The 17,750-nt window shown below is 51.8% G+C and carries 11 protein-coding genes; 7 read left to right on the top strand and 4 right to left on the bottom strand.

What is annotated here, in order from left to right; all coding sequences use genetic code 11:
* Nucleotides 1–14 precede the first annotated feature (14 nt).
* From sstT to TRESADRAFT_RS06880, 4 genes are all read right to left on the bottom strand, one after another.
* On the bottom strand, nucleotides 15–1,238 hold the full coding sequence (gene sstT, locus TRESADRAFT_RS06895) for a serine/threonine transporter SstT (RefSeq protein ID WP_002704160.1): 1,224 nt from the start codon (nucleotides 1,236–1,238) through the stop codon (nucleotides 15–17).
* Nucleotides 1,239–1,488: 250 nt separating this feature from the next.
* Nucleotides 1,489–3,657 carry a methyl-accepting chemotaxis protein gene (locus TRESADRAFT_RS15095; protein ID WP_002704158.1) on the bottom strand — a complete coding sequence of 723 codons (2,169 nt, stop codon included), beginning with the start codon at nucleotides 3,655–3,657 and terminating at the stop codon, nucleotides 1,489–1,491.
* 240 nt (nucleotides 3,658–3,897) lie between these two features.
* Nucleotides 3,898–6,594, bottom strand: a complete 2,697-nt coding sequence (locus TRESADRAFT_RS06885) for a leucine-rich repeat domain-containing protein (protein ID WP_002704156.1) — start codon at nucleotides 6,592–6,594, stop codon at nucleotides 3,898–3,900.
* A 4-nt stretch (nucleotides 6,595–6,598) separates the two neighbouring features.
* Nucleotides 6,599–8,428, bottom strand: coding sequence for a leucine-rich repeat domain-containing protein (locus TRESADRAFT_RS06880; RefSeq protein ID WP_002704154.1), 1,830 nt, complete (start codon nucleotides 8,426–8,428; stop codon nucleotides 6,599–6,601).
* Nucleotides 8,429–8,614: 186 nt separating this feature from the next.
* Here TRESADRAFT_RS06880 and TRESADRAFT_RS06875 point away from each other — a divergent pair, with 186 nt between their 5' ends.
* From TRESADRAFT_RS06875 to TRESADRAFT_RS06845, 7 genes are all read left to right on the top strand, one after another.
* Nucleotides 8,615–10,147 (top strand): NADase-type glycan-binding domain-containing protein, encoded by a 1,533-nt coding sequence (locus TRESADRAFT_RS06875; RefSeq protein WP_040842475.1) that lies wholly within the window; start codon nucleotides 8,615–8,617, stop codon nucleotides 10,145–10,147.
* Nucleotides 10,148–10,322: 175 nt separating this feature from the next.
* Nucleotides 10,323–11,336, top strand: coding sequence for an LPP20 family lipoprotein (locus TRESADRAFT_RS06870; RefSeq protein ID WP_002704150.1), 1,014 nt, complete (start codon nucleotides 10,323–10,325; stop codon nucleotides 11,334–11,336).
* A 417-nt stretch (nucleotides 11,337–11,753) separates the two neighbouring features.
* Nucleotides 11,754–13,607 (top strand): sensor domain-containing diguanylate cyclase, encoded by a 1,854-nt coding sequence (locus TRESADRAFT_RS06865; RefSeq protein WP_002704148.1) that lies wholly within the window; start codon nucleotides 11,754–11,756, stop codon nucleotides 13,605–13,607.
* Between the two features lie 33 nt (nucleotides 13,608–13,640).
* Complete coding sequence (locus TRESADRAFT_RS06860; protein ID WP_002704146.1) at nucleotides 13,641–14,630, top strand: sugar ABC transporter substrate-binding protein; 990 nt, start codon at nucleotides 13,641–13,643, stop codon at nucleotides 14,628–14,630.
* A 26-nt stretch (nucleotides 14,631–14,656) separates the two neighbouring features.
* Nucleotides 14,657–16,189 carry a putative bifunctional diguanylate cyclase/phosphodiesterase gene (locus TRESADRAFT_RS06855; protein ID WP_002704144.1) on the top strand — a complete coding sequence of 511 codons (1,533 nt, stop codon included), beginning with the start codon at nucleotides 14,657–14,659 and terminating at the stop codon, nucleotides 16,187–16,189.
* A 4-nt stretch (nucleotides 16,190–16,193) separates the two neighbouring features.
* The gene (locus TRESADRAFT_RS06850; protein WP_002704143.1) at nucleotides 16,194–16,655 is read left to right on the top strand and encodes an NfeD family protein; all 462 of its coding nucleotides are present in this window, start codon (nucleotides 16,194–16,196) and stop codon (nucleotides 16,653–16,655) included.
* Between the two features lie 87 nt (nucleotides 16,656–16,742).
* Nucleotides 16,743–17,639 carry an SPFH domain-containing protein gene (locus TRESADRAFT_RS06845; RefSeq protein WP_002704141.1) on the top strand — a complete coding sequence of 299 codons (897 nt, stop codon included), beginning with the start codon at nucleotides 16,743–16,745 and terminating at the stop codon, nucleotides 17,637–17,639.
* Nucleotides 17,640–17,750 lie beyond the last annotated feature (111 nt).

Below are 17,750 nucleotides of genomic sequence, written 5' to 3'. Positions count from 1 at the left end.
AAAAAATTCACAGTTTAAGCATTAGCCTCTGCCGAAAGATTTTTGTTTTTCTGGGCAAAATCGGCTGTTGCTGTAATCAAGACGTCGCTTGAAGAATTCAAGGCGGTCTCCAGCGAATCCTGGATGATTCCAATCATGAATCCGATGCTCACCATCTGCATCGCGATGTCCTGCGGAACGCCGAGCATCGAGCACGCCATCGGAATGAGGAGGAGGGAGCCGCCGGCGACACCGGACGCGCCGCACGCTCCGAGAGTCGCCACAATCGAAAGGATGAGCGCGTGGAGAATGTGCACCTCGATTCCGAGCGATTTGGCGGCGGCAAGCGACATCACCGTAATCGTGATTGCGGCTCCGTCCATGTTGATTGTCGCGCCGAGCGGAATCGAAACGGAATAGAAATCCTTGTGGAGGCCGAGTTTCTCGCACAAAGCCATGTTGATTGGAATGTTCGCCGCGGAGCTTCGGGTGAAGAAGGCCGTAACCGCGGATTCACGGAGGCATCTGAAGACGAGCGGATACGGATTTTTCTTGAGACTGACGGCGACGATGAGCGGGTTGATGACCAACGCCTGAAAAAGCATGCACCCGACAAGAAGGACGATGAGCTTTCCGTAAGACGTGAAGACCATGAGTCCCTTGTCGCTTACGGTCGTAAACGCGATGCCGAGAATGCCGAACGGAGCCGTCTGGATAATCCACGAAATCGTCACGGAAACGGCCGTGGAAATATCTTTAAGAACGGTTTTCGTAGAATCGTCGGTGAATTTTCTGATTGAAAGACCCGTCAAAATCGCCCAGAAGAGGATTCCGACATAGTTCGCGTTCATTACGCAGGCGACAGGATTCATGACCATGTTCGTCAGAAGATTCGAGAACACATCGCTCAAAGAGCCGGGTGCGGACATCTCCTCGGTGGAGGCCAGGACCACTGTAACCGGGAACATATAGCTCGCAAGAACAGCAATAAGAGCCGCTATCAAGGTCGAAGCGATGTAGAGGGCGATGACCATTGTGAATCGTTTTCCGAGGTTCTTGCCGGCAACGGAAAGAGAGCTTATCACGAGAAGAAGAACGAGAATCGGAGCGACGCCCTTCAAGGCACCGATGAACAAGGTTCCGAGAACTCCGATGAATGACGCCTGCGGAAACAAAAGCCCAAGCACGATGCCAAGAACAAGACCGATTGCAATCCGAAGGACAAGCGGCACTCCAAAAACTTTTTTGAGAAAGTTCATTTTTTAGACTCCTAAAACGAAATGCGGGGATTCTACCATAAATAGGAATCTCTTTTTATAGACAATCCCGCAAAAAAAAGCCGCCCGCCTGCCGATTTACGGAACAATTTTCTCGGAGAGGGCGCAAGATTCGGTTGGCTTCCGGAGTTTCCTGACAGCACATAAAAAAGTGCCATTCCGAACTCGTTTCGGAATCCATGCTTCGGCTCCGCGCAACGACCTGCTCGTGCCGTCTCCGAAATCTGACCTGTCAGACTTTGAACGTTCCCAGGACTTCGGCAACTTTTGAGATGCTGCCGCTCGTTTCCGCCGATTTCTGGTTTATTTCCTGCATCGTCGTGTTGATTTCGACGACACCGGCCGTCATCTCGTTCATTCCGCTGTTGATTTCGGCGGTGAGGGATGCGAGCTTCGACATCTCGTCGAGAATCTGCGTGCTGCCTTCGTTCATCGCAGCCGCTTCCGTCTTGACGTTCGCCGTGTGCGCCGTGATTTGTCTCATCGCATCCAGAACCTGCTGGCTTCCCGCGCTCTGCTCTTCCATCGCGCTTTTGATGACCTCTTCCTGCGTGCTGACCGCCTGCGTGTTCGTGAAGATAATCGCGAACTGGTGCTGGATGCTTTCCGCGCTCTTCGCGACCGTCGCGATGAGCTGGCCGAGCTTTGAGAGAACGTCAGAAATGTGCTTTCCCTGCGCGCTTGAGTCTTCGGCGAGCTTCCTGATTTCGTCCGAGACGACCGCGAATCCTTTGCCTGTCTCTCCCGCATGGGCCGCCTCGATTGCCGCGTTCATTGCGAGCAGGTTCGTCTGCGACGCGATGTTCTGGATGATTTTCGTCGCGTCCATGAGCCCTTTTGAATCCTCGCTGATTTTCTGCGTCAAGTCCACGGTTTCCGCGATGAGCGTCCTGCCTTTTTCTGCCGAATTCGTGAGCTTTTCCACCGTTTCCGAATTCTTTTCGAGGATGGCGGTAACGCTCCTGATGTTCGACACGAGCTGGTCAATCGCACTTGAAGAATTGTCAACGCTTTCGCTCTGGGAATCGATGTCGGTGTTGAGTCTCCTGATTCCCTCGACGATGCTTTTCATCGTCGCCGTCGTCTCCTCGACGCCTGCCGCCTGCGATTCCACCTGTGAGCGCATGTTCTCGATGTTCGCGGAAATCTCCGTTGTCGCGCTCGCCGTTTCGTTCACGTTCTCGGCAAGGTTCTTCCCGATGTCGTGCATCGTCTCCGATTCAACCTTTACCGAGGAAATCGATATCGAAAGCTTTTTCATCACGGCGTTGAAATATTCGGAAAGCTCCCCGATTTCGTCCTTCGACAGTTTCGGAAGCCGCTGCGTCAAATCCCCGTCGCCTTCCGAGATGTTCTTGAGGATTCCCGTGACTTTGAGGAGCGGGCTTGCGATTTTTCGACCGAAAATGCCCGAGGAAATTATGCTTGTCGCAATCGCAATCGCAAGGAACAAAAGCAACGCCCTGACAATCGCCTTGTTGCTCTTTTTTGATTCGACATCCGGCACGACTACGACATAATTGAGCGGAATGACGCCGTTCTTCGACGCGATTGTGCGGATTTCGCAGCCGTGCCCCTCGATTCTCTCTCGGAATGAAATCTCCTGGCCGTTCCTGAACTGCGCCAAGCCCTTGATTCCGACTTCCCTGATGTTTTTGAACAGATTCGCCGAGTGGATTGTGTCCACAAGAATCGAGCCGTCCGCGTCGCACAAAATTATCGAAGTCTTCTTGTAGTCGCTTCCCGAAATCGAGCGGAACAAATCTTTCAAATTCGACAAATCGGCGTCCGTCGTGACAACTCCGCGAATCTTCCCGCCTTCTGTTTTCACTGTCCGGCTTGCGACGACGACCGTCTCGCCCGCGCTTGTGGTGTACGCCTTCGAGAAATGCACCTTTCCGTTTGCCTTCACTGCGTCCGCGTACCATGAGCGCGTCCGGCTGTCGTAATTGTTCGTGCGCGCGACTTCAGGATAGCGCGTGAATGCTCCGTTGCTTTCCAGCGCCAGGCTCATGCCCAAAAGCTCCGGCTTGTTGTTCACGAATGCGCGCGCCAGCCGGTACACTCCCGCCTCGTATTCTCCGTTCTCAAGCGGGGTCATCGCGATTTTTCCGCTCGCGTCCGTCATGCCGACATACGATTTGATGTTGTCGTTGTCCTCTTTTATCAAATTCGTTTCGGAAAAAAGCTTGACCGACGTTGCGATGCTCTCAAAATAGTTCCGCATCGTGACGTCCATAAGGTTGAGCGACTGATTGAGCTTTTCGTAGAACTGTTCGTTGTTGAGCGCGTGGACGCGTGCATAAATGATTGTTCCGAGTGCAATGATGAAAGAAAGCGTGAGCACCGTAATGCCAATCGTCATTTTCTTGACGATAGAGAATCGAATAGATGTTTTCATGTGCCCATTGTATACAGCTTATATTTTATTTCATCTTAAAAAGCGGATTTGTCCGCCGCCTGGTAGGAGAGGGTGGGGGAGAGGTTTTTAGCCAAAGGCTGTTTTGTAAGACAGACACAACCTGTTTTGTAAGGCAGGCTTAGTCTGCTTAAAATTGCCACACGGATTTGAAACGACTAACGTCGTTTTTGCAAAACGAATTACGTTAGTAATTCGGAATCCGTGTGGCAATTATTTTAACTAAACACTAAACACAAAAGGCTTTGCTATTCGCTGTATATCTTTATCAAGTGCAAGAGCCGCTGCAATATCGTCGCCGTCGGTTTTCTGCACAAGCGCGATGATATTCTGCAAGCCGTGGCGAATATCAAGGTAGTTTCTTACATTGCCATTGTCGTCTTTTCCGCGGGCAAAGATTTTCCATTCTCGGAATTTAAACACAACGATTTTGTCGCCTTTTTTGATGGCGATTTGCACTGACGGCATTTTCGCATTTCCGTTGCTGTCTTTTTCTGCCTTGAGCAATAGCTGATACTCCAGTTTTGTGCCTGCAAAGAAAGATTCAATGTCCTTTTCAATAAAACTATCGCTTGGCACGCCCTCCGACGAAACAAACGTGTTTTTGCTGTCGTTGTAGCTGTTTCTGTCCCCGCTGAACTCAATCAGATACTTTCCGTTTCCGCTGGCTGGCGGTTTCAGGCTCATTTCACTCTGTTCGCTCAACTCTCGTAGCTTTTCAAACAAAACAAACTCGTCTGTCGAAATCGGCTTTAGGCTGTTGATTGCGTCGAACACGGTCTGCGCGTCTTTTTGAGTCGGCTTCATCTTCATATTCACGATAAACGACGCACCAAACGGCAACTTCACGCGGTAGACTTTGCGAGCAGGGGAGTAGCCATCACATTCGTCGTATCCGTATTGCCAATCAGACAAAGCTACTTGCACCAAAGCGTCCGCGCTCGCTTTCTTCACGGCTTCGATTTTGGCTTCCTTTGCCTTGACGAAGTTCATTGCATCGTACACGGTTCTAGCTCCGCCCGTCGCGCCGTCTGGAGTAAACTCCTTTTTCCAGCTAGATTTGCTGAAACCGTCAACAGCCTTGTCGCTCACTTTCTCGATTTTGCCCAAGAACTCAACGACGGCGTTCTCCACACTTTTCGGGAACGCATTTGCTCCGATTGCCTTTACTTTGTCGGTAATCTGATAGAGCGGCTTCCCGTCTTTCTCGCCCACAGGAACAGCACGGATAAGCCGCTTCGTGCTTTTTGCATACAAACAGCCAGAATCAAAAGCGTATTTCTTGTTCTCTGCGTCCACGCTGATTTCTGATAGTTTGTCCAAATACGCAAATGCACTATCTTCGATTTTCTCTGTGTCTTTGCCGATGGTGAGTTTTTTGAGTGGGCAGTCTTTGCTTGGTCTGCCGTTGCCAGCAAATGCAAACTTCTCGATTGTCGCTCCGTTGAGTTCAGCTTCCTCCAAGTTCCCCATATCCTTCAGCGCACCTGTCATGATTTCAGCTTTTGAAAGCCATCTGATTTTTTTCACGCCGGAATCCAAGAAGATTTCGTTGCTTGCTTTTTCCACAGTCGCAGGGATTTCTATCTCTTCGAGTGCAGTGCAGCCTTTGAACGCTTTTCCGTATATTGCTTTCACGCTTGCAGGGATTTTTATAGACTTTAGAGACGCACAACCCTCGAATGTATTGCTTTGAATCATGTCGAGATTTTCAGGCAACTCAATGGAAGTCAGCTTCTCGCAGCCAGAAAACGCCGAGTCCCCGATACCGCCAACAATCCGCGTTTCTTCTTTATTTTGCCAGCCGATGTATTTTTCTTCCTTATATACAAGCTCTTTCGGAAGTTTCACGCTCTCCAAGTTCTTGCAGGATGCGAATGCAAATCTTCCGATTTCAGAAACGCCGTCGGGGATTTCCACGCTCTTTAGCGGAGTGCAGTCAAATCCATCCACCTCTTCTATGCCAGACGGGAACACCACGCTTTCGATGTTGTTCCCCGAAAATGCACTGCTCTCGATTTTCTTCAGCGACTGTGGCAGTTCAATAGCCGTGAGATTGCACTTGAAAAATGCCATCTCGCCAATTTCCTCAAGCCCACTAGGAAGCTCAATGCTTTCCAATGCCGCAGAACCAAAAGCACCAGAATTGATTTTTTTCACGCCCGCAGGAATCTCGATTTTTTTGAGCGATGAACAATGACTGAAGGCAGAATTCGGTATCTCTGTCAAAGCTTTCGGCAATTCGACCTTTTCCAACGCCGTACAGCTCGAAAAGCTGAAATCACCGTTCGCCAAAGATTCTGGCAGCTTGATTTCTTTGAGAGCCGAACAGAATGGGAACGCGTCTTTTATGCTTTCAATTTCCTCGTTCAGCTCCACGCTCTCCAAACTCTTGCAATGTCCGAATGCATAGCTGTCAATCTTCTTCAAGTCCTTTGGACAGACAAGGCTCTTCAAGCCGCACTCTTGAAATGCACGGTCATCGATTTCAACAAGATTACCCGGCAAATCTATCGCTGTGAGCTTTTCGCAATGCGCAAATGCCTGCTTCCCGATTTTCACCACGGAGTCGTTCAGCTCCACGCTCTCCAAACTCTTGCACTGTCCGAATGCATAGCTGTCAATCTTCTTCAAGCCCTTTGGACAGACAATGCTCTTCAAGCCACACTCTTGAAATGCATTTTCAGCGATTTCAGTAAGATGAGCAGGCAAGTCAATCGCCGTGAGCTTTTGGCAAAATGCAAATGCCTGCTTCCCGATTTTCACCAACGATTCTGGCAAGACCACCTTTTCAAGCGTGTTTTTTGCGTCATAAAAAGCTCCCTCGCCAATCTCCGTAACTCCCTCCGGCACGACGATTTCTGTTATGCTCGGATTGTTCGCGACAATCTTCTCAACATCAAGTTTCGTATATTCCATTTTTTTATTCTCCCTTTTTCCAGTTCTGCGTATCGATTGCAAATGCTTCCAGCCATTTGACTTCGGCTTGCACTTCTTCTAGCGATTTTGCAGCGGCGATTTTCTCTGCGGAATTTTTCAGCATCTCAAAATCAGAATCGATTCTGAACGGGCTGTATGCGTATTTTGGATACTCTGCCTTGCAGACAACAACAAAGCGGTCTTGTGCCACCAACTTTACGATGTGGTTTTCAACCGTCGCTTTCACGTCAGTGCCTTCGAGCTTTTTCTCAAGCAAAACTTGTATCGTTGCGTCGTCAAAGTCTGCTTTTGTGAGTTCTGCTTTCAAAATCTCTTTGTTTTTATTGCCGACGTTCCAAATGTTCTCAAGATATTCGAGCTTGCTTTCTGTCGCCTCGTCGTGCTCCGCCGTGAGTGCCGCAAACAGAGCCGTAAGAGCCTCTTGCTCTTCAGTCTTTTGCTTTTTCGGATAAAAGAACTCGATTTTGTATTCATACGGGAGCTTCACACTAATCGTCGAGCCAACGCGCGGTTTTGTAACTGCCTTTGTTTCCACGTCCAGCCCGTCAAGCGCACTCATCGCCAAACCGCCCGCACCAACCGCCGCCACAGTTGCGATTTTCTCTTTTTTGAGCTTCTCTTTCACCGCGTCAGAACTGTTGATGTCGTAGTTTTCAAGGAAAGCAAGCAGGTTTTTCGAGCATGTGATGTCTATCTCGTAATCGTTCCATCTGTCTTTTTTCGGCAGCTTGATTTTCTTGAGCGATTTCGGCATCTCAAGCTCAATCACGCACGGCGGGAAACAGTTCGGCTCAATCTGCTTTATGCAATCGGGCAAAGCGAGCTTCGTTTCTTTCGTTCTCACTGCCAAAAGCCTACCAGTCTTTTTGACATAGATGATTTCGGCTGTTGTTTTTCCGTCTTTCTCGATGTAGGTCTTTGCGATTTTTGCGTTCTCGCCCACAAGGATTTCCGCACTTTCTGGAATCGTCAGAATATCCAGCGGGTCAAGACTTCCAAGCTCATCGGGGAAAATCACCGTTTTAAGAGCAGGCAAGCCTTTCAAGCACTTGTTTATCGTTTCCACAATCGGAAGTTCTACCGTCTCAAGAGCAGGGCAGGAGAGTTCTTGTCGAATATCACGCCAGACTGTGTTTGTCTTGTCGACTCCAATCTTTATATTATCGTGGAACGTGTGCGAACCAAGCTCCTTTTGCGTGAACTTCATTCTGACCGTTTTGAGCGAAGTGCAGCCGCAGAACTTGGCTTCAAACGATTCAACTGTCGCGGGAATCTCAATCTCCTCAAGGCTCTCCATTCTGTCAAAGGCAAAATGCCCGCCATAGTTCGCACCTCTGATTGTTTTGACGCTTTCGGGAATCGTAAGCGACTTTATCTTTTTGCAGCCGGAGAACGCATTTCCGCAGATTTCCTCAACGTCGTCGGGGATAACCACGCTTTCGGCGAACCTTGCGCACTTTTGGAGCACTCTGCTTTTGCTGTAGTTGGTGGTGATGTGCAGAGTCGGCACTTCCCATTCTCCGTCGGCGCATTTCACGCTCTTCGCACTCGTTTCAAGCATTGCATATATGTTGATTATCTTTTCCCACTCGACAAGCGTGCCAGAATATTCAATCACCGTGAGATTCTCGTTGTTCTTAAACGCCATCTCAATAGACGTTATGCTCTTTGGAAGATGTATCTCTTCAATCGACGCATTGTCGGCAAAAGGGTAGCTCATAAAGCTCGTAACACCCTCAGGGATTACCACACAGCGCGGATTTTCTGCAAGGAGCTTTTGTGCATCCTCTTTTGTAAAACTTGTTTCTTCCATAATAACTTTCTGCTCCAAAATCGTTTTTCAAATTAGGTTGAATGCCGAGTTTTGCAGTTTTGCATCGGCCCGACATTCAATTTTAACACGTATTCGTTTTTATTCGTCGGAATAGAAAATTAAATGCTAGATTCCTTGTCAGCACATTCGTTGCAAACCGCTCTAAACGATATTAGTATAGGAACCATGAAAATCCGTGCAATTCTTTTTCTTGCATCATGTTTTGCGTTTTCGTCGTGCATGAGAGTCGGCAATGTGAAGTCGGCGGAGACGGCAAAAGAAAACGCGCTCGAAACGCTTGAGCAAAGATACGGAATCCCTTTCGTGTATGTGGAAAATGTGCGGGGAGTTCCGTTCGACATGGAAACATACCGCTATTGGCATAGTCCGGGCAGTTTCTTCAAGGAAAAATGCTACGGAGAAAAGGCTGTTCCGCAGTATTACGGAGGGCAGCTCGCGCTAATCATGCACTACATTTTCGACGGATTCGTGGAACCACAGGAGTCGGCTGGAAAATGCGGTTTGGGATACAGGGTCACCGTCACGAAGGACAGCGTGAAGGACGCGGCCTGGGCGTATTTTGTCCTGCCGAAAGTTCAAAACGCGCTTTACGAGATTTGGAAGAACCGGCCGAAAGACCTTCCGTTCACCGACAACTTTCTTGTGACGGCGGAGCCTGACGCGATTTTGCTTCCAAAGAAATTCAGCGAGATGAGCGAAGAGGAGATTGCGGAGATTTGCCTGGAAAAACTCTACGCCACGATTCACATCTACCTTCCGCCTTCTGGATTTTGGAAAAGGATTCAGAAAGATTTTATCGTCGCGTCGGGACAGTACGGCGGGGACTATAAATTTTCAAAAGACAAGGAATTCGATTTCGAATTCAATAGACAGGTGGAAAAGCTTCAAAAAGACATTACTGCGGCGAGGGAATTTCTTTTTGAAAACGGAAAGGACATTTTGAAGCACATTTCCCTGCGGTATGCGATTCATCTTGACGACGGTTTCATGGGAATGGACGGCGTAATCGGAACGGACATTGCAAAAACGGGAGGTATGCTCGATGCGGCGATAAGCGCCTGGACGCAAATCGACAGAATCGAGCGGATTTCAAGCTACTACTACGAGAGCGGAAAAACGCGCGAAGATTCCAATTGGTTCCATTTTCGTGAGGGAAACTTCTTTCAAGACGGACGAATCGGAATCAAGCGCATAGACCGAAAAGAAATCAGAAGACGCGAGGGCGACGAAGAATCGGCGAAAATTCCGCCAGGTACATTTTACACGATAAAATATACGGGCGAAGTGCGCGAGTATGCGGACGAGATTCGCGAGGAAGAGGTCATCGACGACGGCGGCGGATTCGGCTTCATCATCGACGGCTCTCCGATTGGAACGACGCTTGTCTTAAAATGCAATCGTCCAGTCTCCGGCATCATAAGAATTGAAAACGGATATTTTGAGAAAGAGAGCGAATTGGATTACGGACGGCTCAAAAAGCTGACCGTGACCAACATGGCGAACGGAAAGACGAAGGAAGTCTCGCTTTTGGACCGCACAGGCGAGCAGATTCTGGATTTGCGCGACATAACAGAAAAAGGAGCCTTCACGAATGTCTATGAATTCCGAATCGACGAAACCTACAAAGGCAAAAAATGGAACGCCGCCGCTTTTTCGTCCTGGAGCGCGGACTTGGAGGATTTGAAAAAGTCCCGCTAGAAACTGCGTTCGCCACTGAGAATCCATCAAATGATTTCGCAAAATAAGTTTTGTTTTCGGGCGTTCCGTTTTCGCGCATCTGTTACATTTTCGCCGATAAAGGTAAAATACACTTGCTTTTGCTGGTGCATCAGTCGCATCGGGCATTATTAGAAAGAAAAAACGGAGGATTTTCATGGGCATAATCAGAAAAGCATTGTCAGTGTGGGCGGCAGGATTTTTGCTCGCGTCGTGCGCGAGTAACGATGTTCCCGCACCGCAATGGGCGTCGGATTTGAGGGGCGCGTATCCGGAAAGCACGTATCTTTCTGGGCTTGGAAGGGGAACTTCCCGCGAGGAGGCGAAGAACGACGCGGCGTCGGAGCTGGCGCGCTATTTGCGCTCGACCATCCAGTCGCAGACGAACGCTTCGCAGTCGATGACGCAGAGCGGGAATTCCACCGAATCGACGAAATCGATTGACCGCTCGCTTTCGGTGACTTCGAACGTGGAGTTGAGCGGACTTGAGTACACGGAGCCGTATTTCGACAAGGCGGAGAAGAAATGGAAGTGCGCCGCCTACGTTTCGAGGGACAAGGCGTGGGAGCAGGTCGTTCCTGCCGTCGAGGGCGCCCGCACGAAATTCCTCTCGCTGTACAATGACGCGCTTTCGGAGGATGAGCCGCTTGCGAGGTGCCGCAGGCTTGGAGAGGCGAGAAGCGGCGGCTCGGATTTCATAAACGAGCTTGCGTTCGCGCGTCTCGTCAACCTTCAAAAAGCTTCCGTATATGACGACGACAAACGCAAATACGACGGAATTCCCGCGCTTCAGGCGGAAGTTCGGAACGGGCTTTCCGTTTTCGTCACCGTTGACGGGGACCATGCCGGAATAATCGTGGCATCTTTGTCGAAATCGCTTTCCGAAAGCGGCTTTCGGGTCGTGAAAAAAGAGGCCGACGCCTCATATGTCGCGCGCGCGTCAATCTCGGACAACGCCGTCGGGAACGAGCCCGTCGCCATTTATCCGTCGCTTGAGCTTGACATCCGCTTGAAAGGCGGAAAATCAGTCTACGCGAAAAACCTTGCCGTCGAGAAGAAGACCGTCTCGTATGAGCTTGACACCGCGCGGAGAAAATCATACCCGCTCCTGTCTGACATGATTTCGTCGTCCGTGACCGCGGATGTCGGTGCTCTCCTCGGAACGCGCTGAGAAGCATCGGGAATCTGTCGAGAGAATATCCCGCTTTTTCGGCGGGATATTCGGCCTGCTCGGAAGCTGAAGTTTCCGGACAGGTTTGCTGTAGTTTTAACCAGAAAAAAATCGGTCATCGGGCAAAGCCGAGTTTACCAGTTCCTGCATGGCAATGAACGGGCTTCTGCTCCGCTCAGGCAGCTTGGAGGCATACCTTTCGTAATGCCGCAGTCCGTTTCTTGAATTTTTCTTTCGTTTGCCGCCATCTTTATCAAGATGAAGTCAAGGATATTTCTTTTTTCTGCCGACAATAATAAATATGGCTGCCCGAAGCCGTTGCGTCCGGCCGCCGTATGAAAACTCCGTTCCGCTTTTGTTTGAGCGGCTTTTGCGCAATCTGCCGTATTCCCTATGCGGCGGATTCATGGGAAAAGAATGAAAAAAAATGTGTTTCTTCTGCCGACTGTGCTGGCCGTCATTTTTACGGTGATTATACTGCTCGGTTCGTTCATTTGGTTTTCCGCGAACACGGACGCGATGATTGAATCGACGACATCTTTCTACCTCGAGACGAACGCCCGTTCCCAGGCGGCTGCTTTCCAGACGAAATTGTCGAGCTACGTCGAATTCCTCGAACTTGCCGCCCGCGCATGGAGCGATATCGATATGGAGGATTCCAGCGTCGTGATGGACAATATGTCGCGCATGAAGGTTTTCGGGAATTTCAGCAAGGTCACCGTCATAATGAAGGACGGGCGCATGATTGATTCCGGGCGGAATGTGCTCGGCGATTTTTCCAAGACGCCTTTTTTCAGCCGCGCGATGGAGGGGCTTTCTACGATATCGGATTCCGTCCAGTACGGAGGCGACGACGGCGATTTTTTGACAATCTCCGTCCCGATAATCAGCGGCGGCGAGACGAAAGGCATCATGTACGGGCAGTTTCCGCTCTCCGCGCTCGGAGAGCTCATCGAGGCGGTCGGTTTCCAGCAGACGAGCACGAGCCTCCTCCTTTCTGGCGACGGGACGATTCTCGCGCGCTCATCCGGCTCGTCGCTCGTCACGGACAGAATCCTCAATTTCTACGACCTCGGGACTTCATGGGGAATAGACGGAGAGAAATCCCTCGTTGACGTGAAGCTCGACATCATAGGCGGGAAGACGTTCACGATTCCGTACCAGAGCGGCTCGCGGGAGCGCCTCGCAATCCTGACGCCGGTGAACATGAACGGATGGTATTACGCAATCATCATCTCGCAGGAAGTCATCCACGCCCAGAGCAAGACGCTTTCGCTGAACCTCCTCATCGTTGTCCTCATGCTGAGCTTCGCGTTCGTCCTGCTGTTCCTCGCGATACTGAATCTCATCAGGCAGAATTCCATCGTCGAGATGGCGAACGACCGGTTCAGGATTGTCACGACGCAGACGCAGACAATCGTCTTCGACTACGACTTCCTCAAAGGCCGCATCGAGCTGAACGGAAACGCAAGCTTCATATCGCCGTCCGCGCGGGAGTCGTATTCCCACGACGAGATTCTGCGCATCCTCTGCAGGATTCTGCACGAGAACGACCGTTCTGTCGTCAGCGAGCTGAAATCGATTTACGAAAGCAGAAAGCAGTCGATTATGCGCGAGATGCGGATTATGTGCGCGGACGGGAATTACTATTGGTACAAAATGACGGGGACGGTCATCCGCAACGAGGACGGCGAGCCGATACGGTTCGTGGGGAATTTCGTCAACGTGGAGGACGACGTAATGAAGGAAGAAATCCTCAAGAAAAAAGCCGAGCGCGATACGTTGTCCGGCCTTCTGAACAAGGGCGCGTTCACGAATTACGTCACGCGGGAGCTTTACTACTCGAAAAACGAATGCTGCTACGCGTTCTACATAATCGACCTCGACAATTTCAAGAAAGTGAACGACACGCTCGGGCATATCGTCGGCGACCATGTCATCTCGTCGGTGTCGCAGAAAATCTGCACCGTTTTCAGCGAGAACGATTTTGTCGGCAGGATTGGCGGCGACGAATTCGCGGTTTTCATGAAGTTGCCCGCTTTAGGCAAGCAGCAGTGGCGCGGCATAATCGGCAAGAAGGCTGCCGCGCTCTGCAAGTTCATCGACGAGGTGTATTCGGACGGGAAGAGCAGCGTGCGGATAACGTCGAGCATCGGAATCTCGCTCTATCCTTATGACGGGCGGAATTTCGAGGAGCTGTACGGGAAGGCGGACTTGATGCTCTACAACTCGAAGAACAGCGGCAAGAACAAATTTTCGATATGCGAATGATTTTTCGCGTCGGGAAGATGGCGGGAGATGAGGATGGCAAGGATGTCGGGAAAACGCGGGGAATCGATTGTGGCGCGGCTTGTAATCGCGGCCGCCGTCTCCCTCATGGTTGTTTCGTCGTGCGAAAAAAATGCAAAACTCAAAATCGGGAGTATACTGTTTGACGGGACGAACGAATGGTTCGTCGAGGCAATTGCCGGGATGCGTGATGCCGCGAAGGAATTCGACGTCATGCTCGTTGAGGCGGATTCCCATTACGATGTTTCCGTCGAGCGCGACCTCGTCAAGGAAATGCTCAAGGACGACGTGAAGTCAATCGTGATATGCCCGCTTTCCGTGGAGGAGTCGGGGCGCTCGTTGAGGCTCGCCTCGGAAGTCGATGTGCCCGTGGTGACGTGGAACAGCGTCGTGCAACCGCGCCCGGCAGTGCAGGTAATCGTCGATTCCACGGAGCTCGGGCGCGCGACCGCGCTGTGCCTGTGCCGGTTCGTCGAGGAAAACGGGCTTTCCGATGTGCGCGCGGGGCTTGTGATTGACGATTCCTTCTCGATTGGGAAGGAGCGGTGCGACGGATTCAGGGACGGGCTCAAAACGCTCGTTGACGCGGGAAAGCTCCGGATTGTCAGGCAGATTCGCGGGAACCTTTACGAGCAGGCGAGCGTTTCCGTCGTGAAAATGCTTTCGGAGCATCCCGACATCAATTTCGTCTGGTGCTGGAACCAGATGTCGCTCATGGCGGCGGTCGACGTGATAAAGCGGCTCGGGCGCGATGACATAATCGTCGCGGGAACCGACATGAGCATGTCGCTTGCCGAGGAGATGCGCGGCGGCGGGAACCTCCTCTTCGTCACGACGCAGCAGCCTTACATGCTCGGCTACGAGGCGGTGAGGAATGCCGTGCGCGCCGCTAAGGGCGAATCCATAGAGCCGACCGTAGTGATTCCGACTTTGACGTACACGCGGGATGATTCGGAAGGGCTTGACGGGTACATGAAGTCGCACGCGAGGTTTGTGGACAAGTGATTTTGCCGTGGCGAGAGGAAAATGATATGAGATTCAGAAAATACACCAAGGTTTTCCACGTTGTTTCGTTCGTTTGCAGCGCGTTCTGCATAATAGGGGCAATCGCGCTTCTGTTTTGTTCCGTCTCGGAAAGCGGGAGAATTGGCGAGGGCGGGATGATTTCCGTCCCGCTTATGATTCTGTCGCTCCTGTTCCTCGCGCTCTCGATTGTCTTCGGCTCGGCGGTGAACGGCGCGTCCCTGCGCGAGTCGCGCGCCTTGCGCAGAAAATACGAGCTTCTTGAGGAGCAGCTCCGGTATCAGGTGGAGTACGACGAGGTGCTCGACATCCTGAACAGGCGCACGATAACGGAATATCTCCGCCTGAACATGACGGAGGACGACGTGTATTCCGTCGTAATCGTCGACATCGACGGGTTCAAGAGCATAAACGAGAACTACGGGCACTCGTTCGCGGACAGCGTTTTGCAGTACCTTGTCGCGGTGTTCAAGTCGATTTCCGATGAGGTCGGCTGGAAGCTTGCGCGGTACGGCGGCGACGAATTCCTGTTCGTGATGCCGGGGGCGTGTCTTACGCGCGATTCCGAGGAAATCGGGAGGATAATGGACGCAATCCGCTCTCCCATCCCGCTCGGTTACGAGACGCTTACGATAACGGCGAGCATCGGCGTGTCGAATTCCGACGGCGTGACGCTTGCCGAGCAGCACATAACGAACGCCGAGTGCGCGATGTACGAGGCGAAGTGCTTGGGGAAGAACGGCATCGTCGTCTATGGCGACGAGATGAAGGAGCGCGCGCGGGAGGAAATCCGCATAAAGGAGAAGCTTCAGGCTGCGTTCGAGAACGACGGGTTCTTTATGGTGTACCAGCCGCAGATTGATGCGCGGACAAAGGAAGTGTCCGGTTTTGAGGCGCTCGTGCGCATGAAGGAGCCGGGAATATACCCGGGACAGTTCATTCCCGTGGCGGAGCGGAGCGGATGGATTTGGCGCATCGGACGAATCACGACGGAGCTTGCGATAAAGCAGCTTTCGGAATGGAAAAACGGCGGCAAGACGCTCCATCCCGTCTCAATCAATTTTTCGAGCAACCAGCTGAACGACCACGGCTACGTCGATTTCCTCGCCTCTCTCCTCGAAAAGTACGGCGTTCCCGCCGAGCTTGTCGAAATAGAGATTACCGAGGGGATGTTCCTTGAGAAAAGCGCGCTTGCCGACGGGCTGTTCAAGCGCTTCAAGGAGCTGGGAATCAGGATTCTGATGGACGACTTCGGGACGGGCTATTCGTCGCTCGGCTATCTCACGTATATTCCCGTCGATGTCATCAAGCTCGACAAGTCGCTCGTCGATGCGTATCTTGTTGACGGCAAGGATTCGTTCATCAAGAATATAATTACGCTCATGCACGACCTCGGGAAGGAGATGATAATAGAGGGCGTTGAGGAAAAATGGCAGTTCGAGCGCCTGCGCGAATTCGGCGCGGATACGATACAGGGATATTATTTCTCCAAGCCGATTCCGGCCGCCGATGCTGTCGATTTCAGGGTGAAGGAGGGCTGATTTTATGGATGGTCTTTTCGGTTTTGTTGTTTCGCGCGCGCCGTTCTTCTGGCTCTTTGTCGCCGTCGCGATGTTCGTCGTCGAGGGAATGACGTTCTCGCTGACGACGATATGGTTCGGGTGCGGTGCTTTCGCTATGATTTTCGTGTCGTTCCTCGGCTTTCCGTTCGGCGTGCAGTTCCTCGTTTTCATCGCGATTTCTTCCGCGCTGCTCGTCTCCACGCGCGGCTTCGTCGCAAAAAAGCTCGCCGTCCGCCACGTCGCGACGAACAGCGACAGCATTGTGGGAAAGAAAGTCCGGCTTGCTACGGGGATAACGGCGGCTGAGAAGGGAAGCGTCAGGATAAACGGCGTCGTCTGGTCCGTCACGAGCGGCGACGGCTCGGAAATCGCGCAGGGAACGGAATGCGTCGTCGATGAGATACGCGGGGCGACGCTCGTCGTTTCGCGGGCGCAGGAAGGCTGACGGATTTTTGTCGGGAAAAACGGGGATTGCTGATTCCCCGGTTGATGTCCGGAAATTCCGGACATTTTTTAGCATACAGGAGGTTTTATGCCAATATTTACGATTGGAATCGCATGTGTCGTGGTGCTCGTTCTTATCATCGCGAACATCCGGATTGTCCCGCAGTCGGACGCGTTCATCATCGAGAGATTGGGGACGTATTCGTCCACCTGGCAGACGGGGCTCCACGCGAAACTGCCGTTCATCGATTCCGTGTCGAACAGGGTTTCGCTGAAGGAGAAAGTCCTCGATTTTCCGCCGCAGCCAGTCATCACGAAGGACAACGTGACGATGAACATCGACACCGTCGTCTACATGCAGATAACAGACCCGAAGCTCTACACATACGGCGTCGAAAATCCGATGACCGCCATCGAGACGCTCACCGCGACGACGCTCCGCAACATAATCGGCGAGCTTGAGCTTGATGCGACGCTCACGAGCCGCGACGTCATAAACACGAAAATGCGCTCAATCCTCGACGAGGCGACCGACCCGTGGGGCATAAAAGTCAACCGCGTCGAAGTGAAGAACATCATGCCGCCCGAGGCGATACGCGACGCGATGGAGAAGCAGATGCGCGCGGAGCGCGAGCGCAGGGAGAAGATTCTCGTCGCCGAAGGCCAGAAGCAGTCCGAGATTCTCGTCGCGGAGGGAAAAAAGCAGTCGCGCATTCTTGAGGCCGAGGCTGAGAAGGAGGCGAGAATCCGCCGTGCGGAAGGCGAGGCGAGGGCGATTCTTGAAGTCCAGAAAGCGACCGCCGACGGCTTGCGGATGATTCGCGAGGCGGGAATCGACGATGCCGTCATAAAGCTCCGGAGCCTTGAGACAATGGAGAAGGCTGCGAACGGACAGGCGACGAAGATAATCGTCCCCGCCGATTTCCAGAACCTCGCGGGAATCGTCTCGTCGATTTCGGAGATTGCAAAGGGAAGCGGAAAATAGCGGCTTTCGGAACGGCCTTGTCGGCGCCCGTTTTCTCGGGTGCCGATTTTTTTTGCCGCCTTGAACATAGGCTGCGTTTTTGCTTTCATGCCGGACGAGTGTTCCGCGAAA

Source organism: Treponema saccharophilum DSM 2985 (assembly GCF_000255555.1).
GTDB classification, from domain to species: Bacteria; Spirochaetota; Spirochaetia; order Treponematales; family Treponemataceae; genus Treponema_D; species Treponema_D saccharophilum.
Note: the sequence above shows the minus strand (reverse complement) of the source record. Positions and strands in the feature narration are given on the sequence as shown.

Bases quoted from the DNA above. Each gene is read 5' to 3' on its own strand.
- sstT (WP_002704160.1), bottom strand. From the start codon at position 1,238: ATGAACTTTCTCAAAAAAGTTTTTGGAGTGCCGCTTGTCCTTCGGATT.
- TRESADRAFT_RS06845 (WP_002704141.1), top strand. From the start codon at position 16,743: ATGCCAATATTTACGATTGGAATCGCATGTGTCGTGGTGCTCGTTCTT.
- TRESADRAFT_RS06850 (WP_002704143.1), top strand. From the start codon at position 16,194: ATGGATGGTCTTTTCGGTTTTGTTGTTTCGCGCGCGCCGTTCTTCTGG.
- TRESADRAFT_RS06870 (WP_002704150.1), top strand. From the start codon at position 10,323: ATGGGCATAATCAGAAAAGCATTGTCAGTGTGGGCGGCAGGATTTTTG.
- TRESADRAFT_RS06865 (WP_002704148.1), top strand. From the start codon at position 11,754: ATGAAAAAAAATGTGTTTCTTCTGCCGACTGTGCTGGCCGTCATTTTT.
- TRESADRAFT_RS06860 (WP_002704146.1), top strand. From the start codon at position 13,641: ATGGCAAGGATGTCGGGAAAACGCGGGGAATCGATTGTGGCGCGGCTT.
- TRESADRAFT_RS06880 (WP_002704154.1), bottom strand. From the start codon at position 8,428: ATGGAAGAAACAAGTTTTACAAAAGAGGATGCACAAAAGCTCCTTGCA.
- TRESADRAFT_RS06885 (WP_002704156.1), bottom strand. From the start codon at position 6,594: ATGGAATATACGAAACTTGATGTTGAGAAGATTGTCGCGAACAATCCG.
- TRESADRAFT_RS15095 (WP_002704158.1), bottom strand. From the start codon at position 3,657: ATGAAAACATCTATTCGATTCTCTATCGTCAAGAAAATGACGATTGGC.
- TRESADRAFT_RS06875 (WP_040842475.1), top strand. From the start codon at position 8,615: ATGAAAATCCGTGCAATTCTTTTTCTTGCATCATGTTTTGCGTTTTCG.
- TRESADRAFT_RS06855 (WP_002704144.1), top strand. From the start codon at position 14,657: ATGAGATTCAGAAAATACACCAAGGTTTTCCACGTTGTTTCGTTCGTT.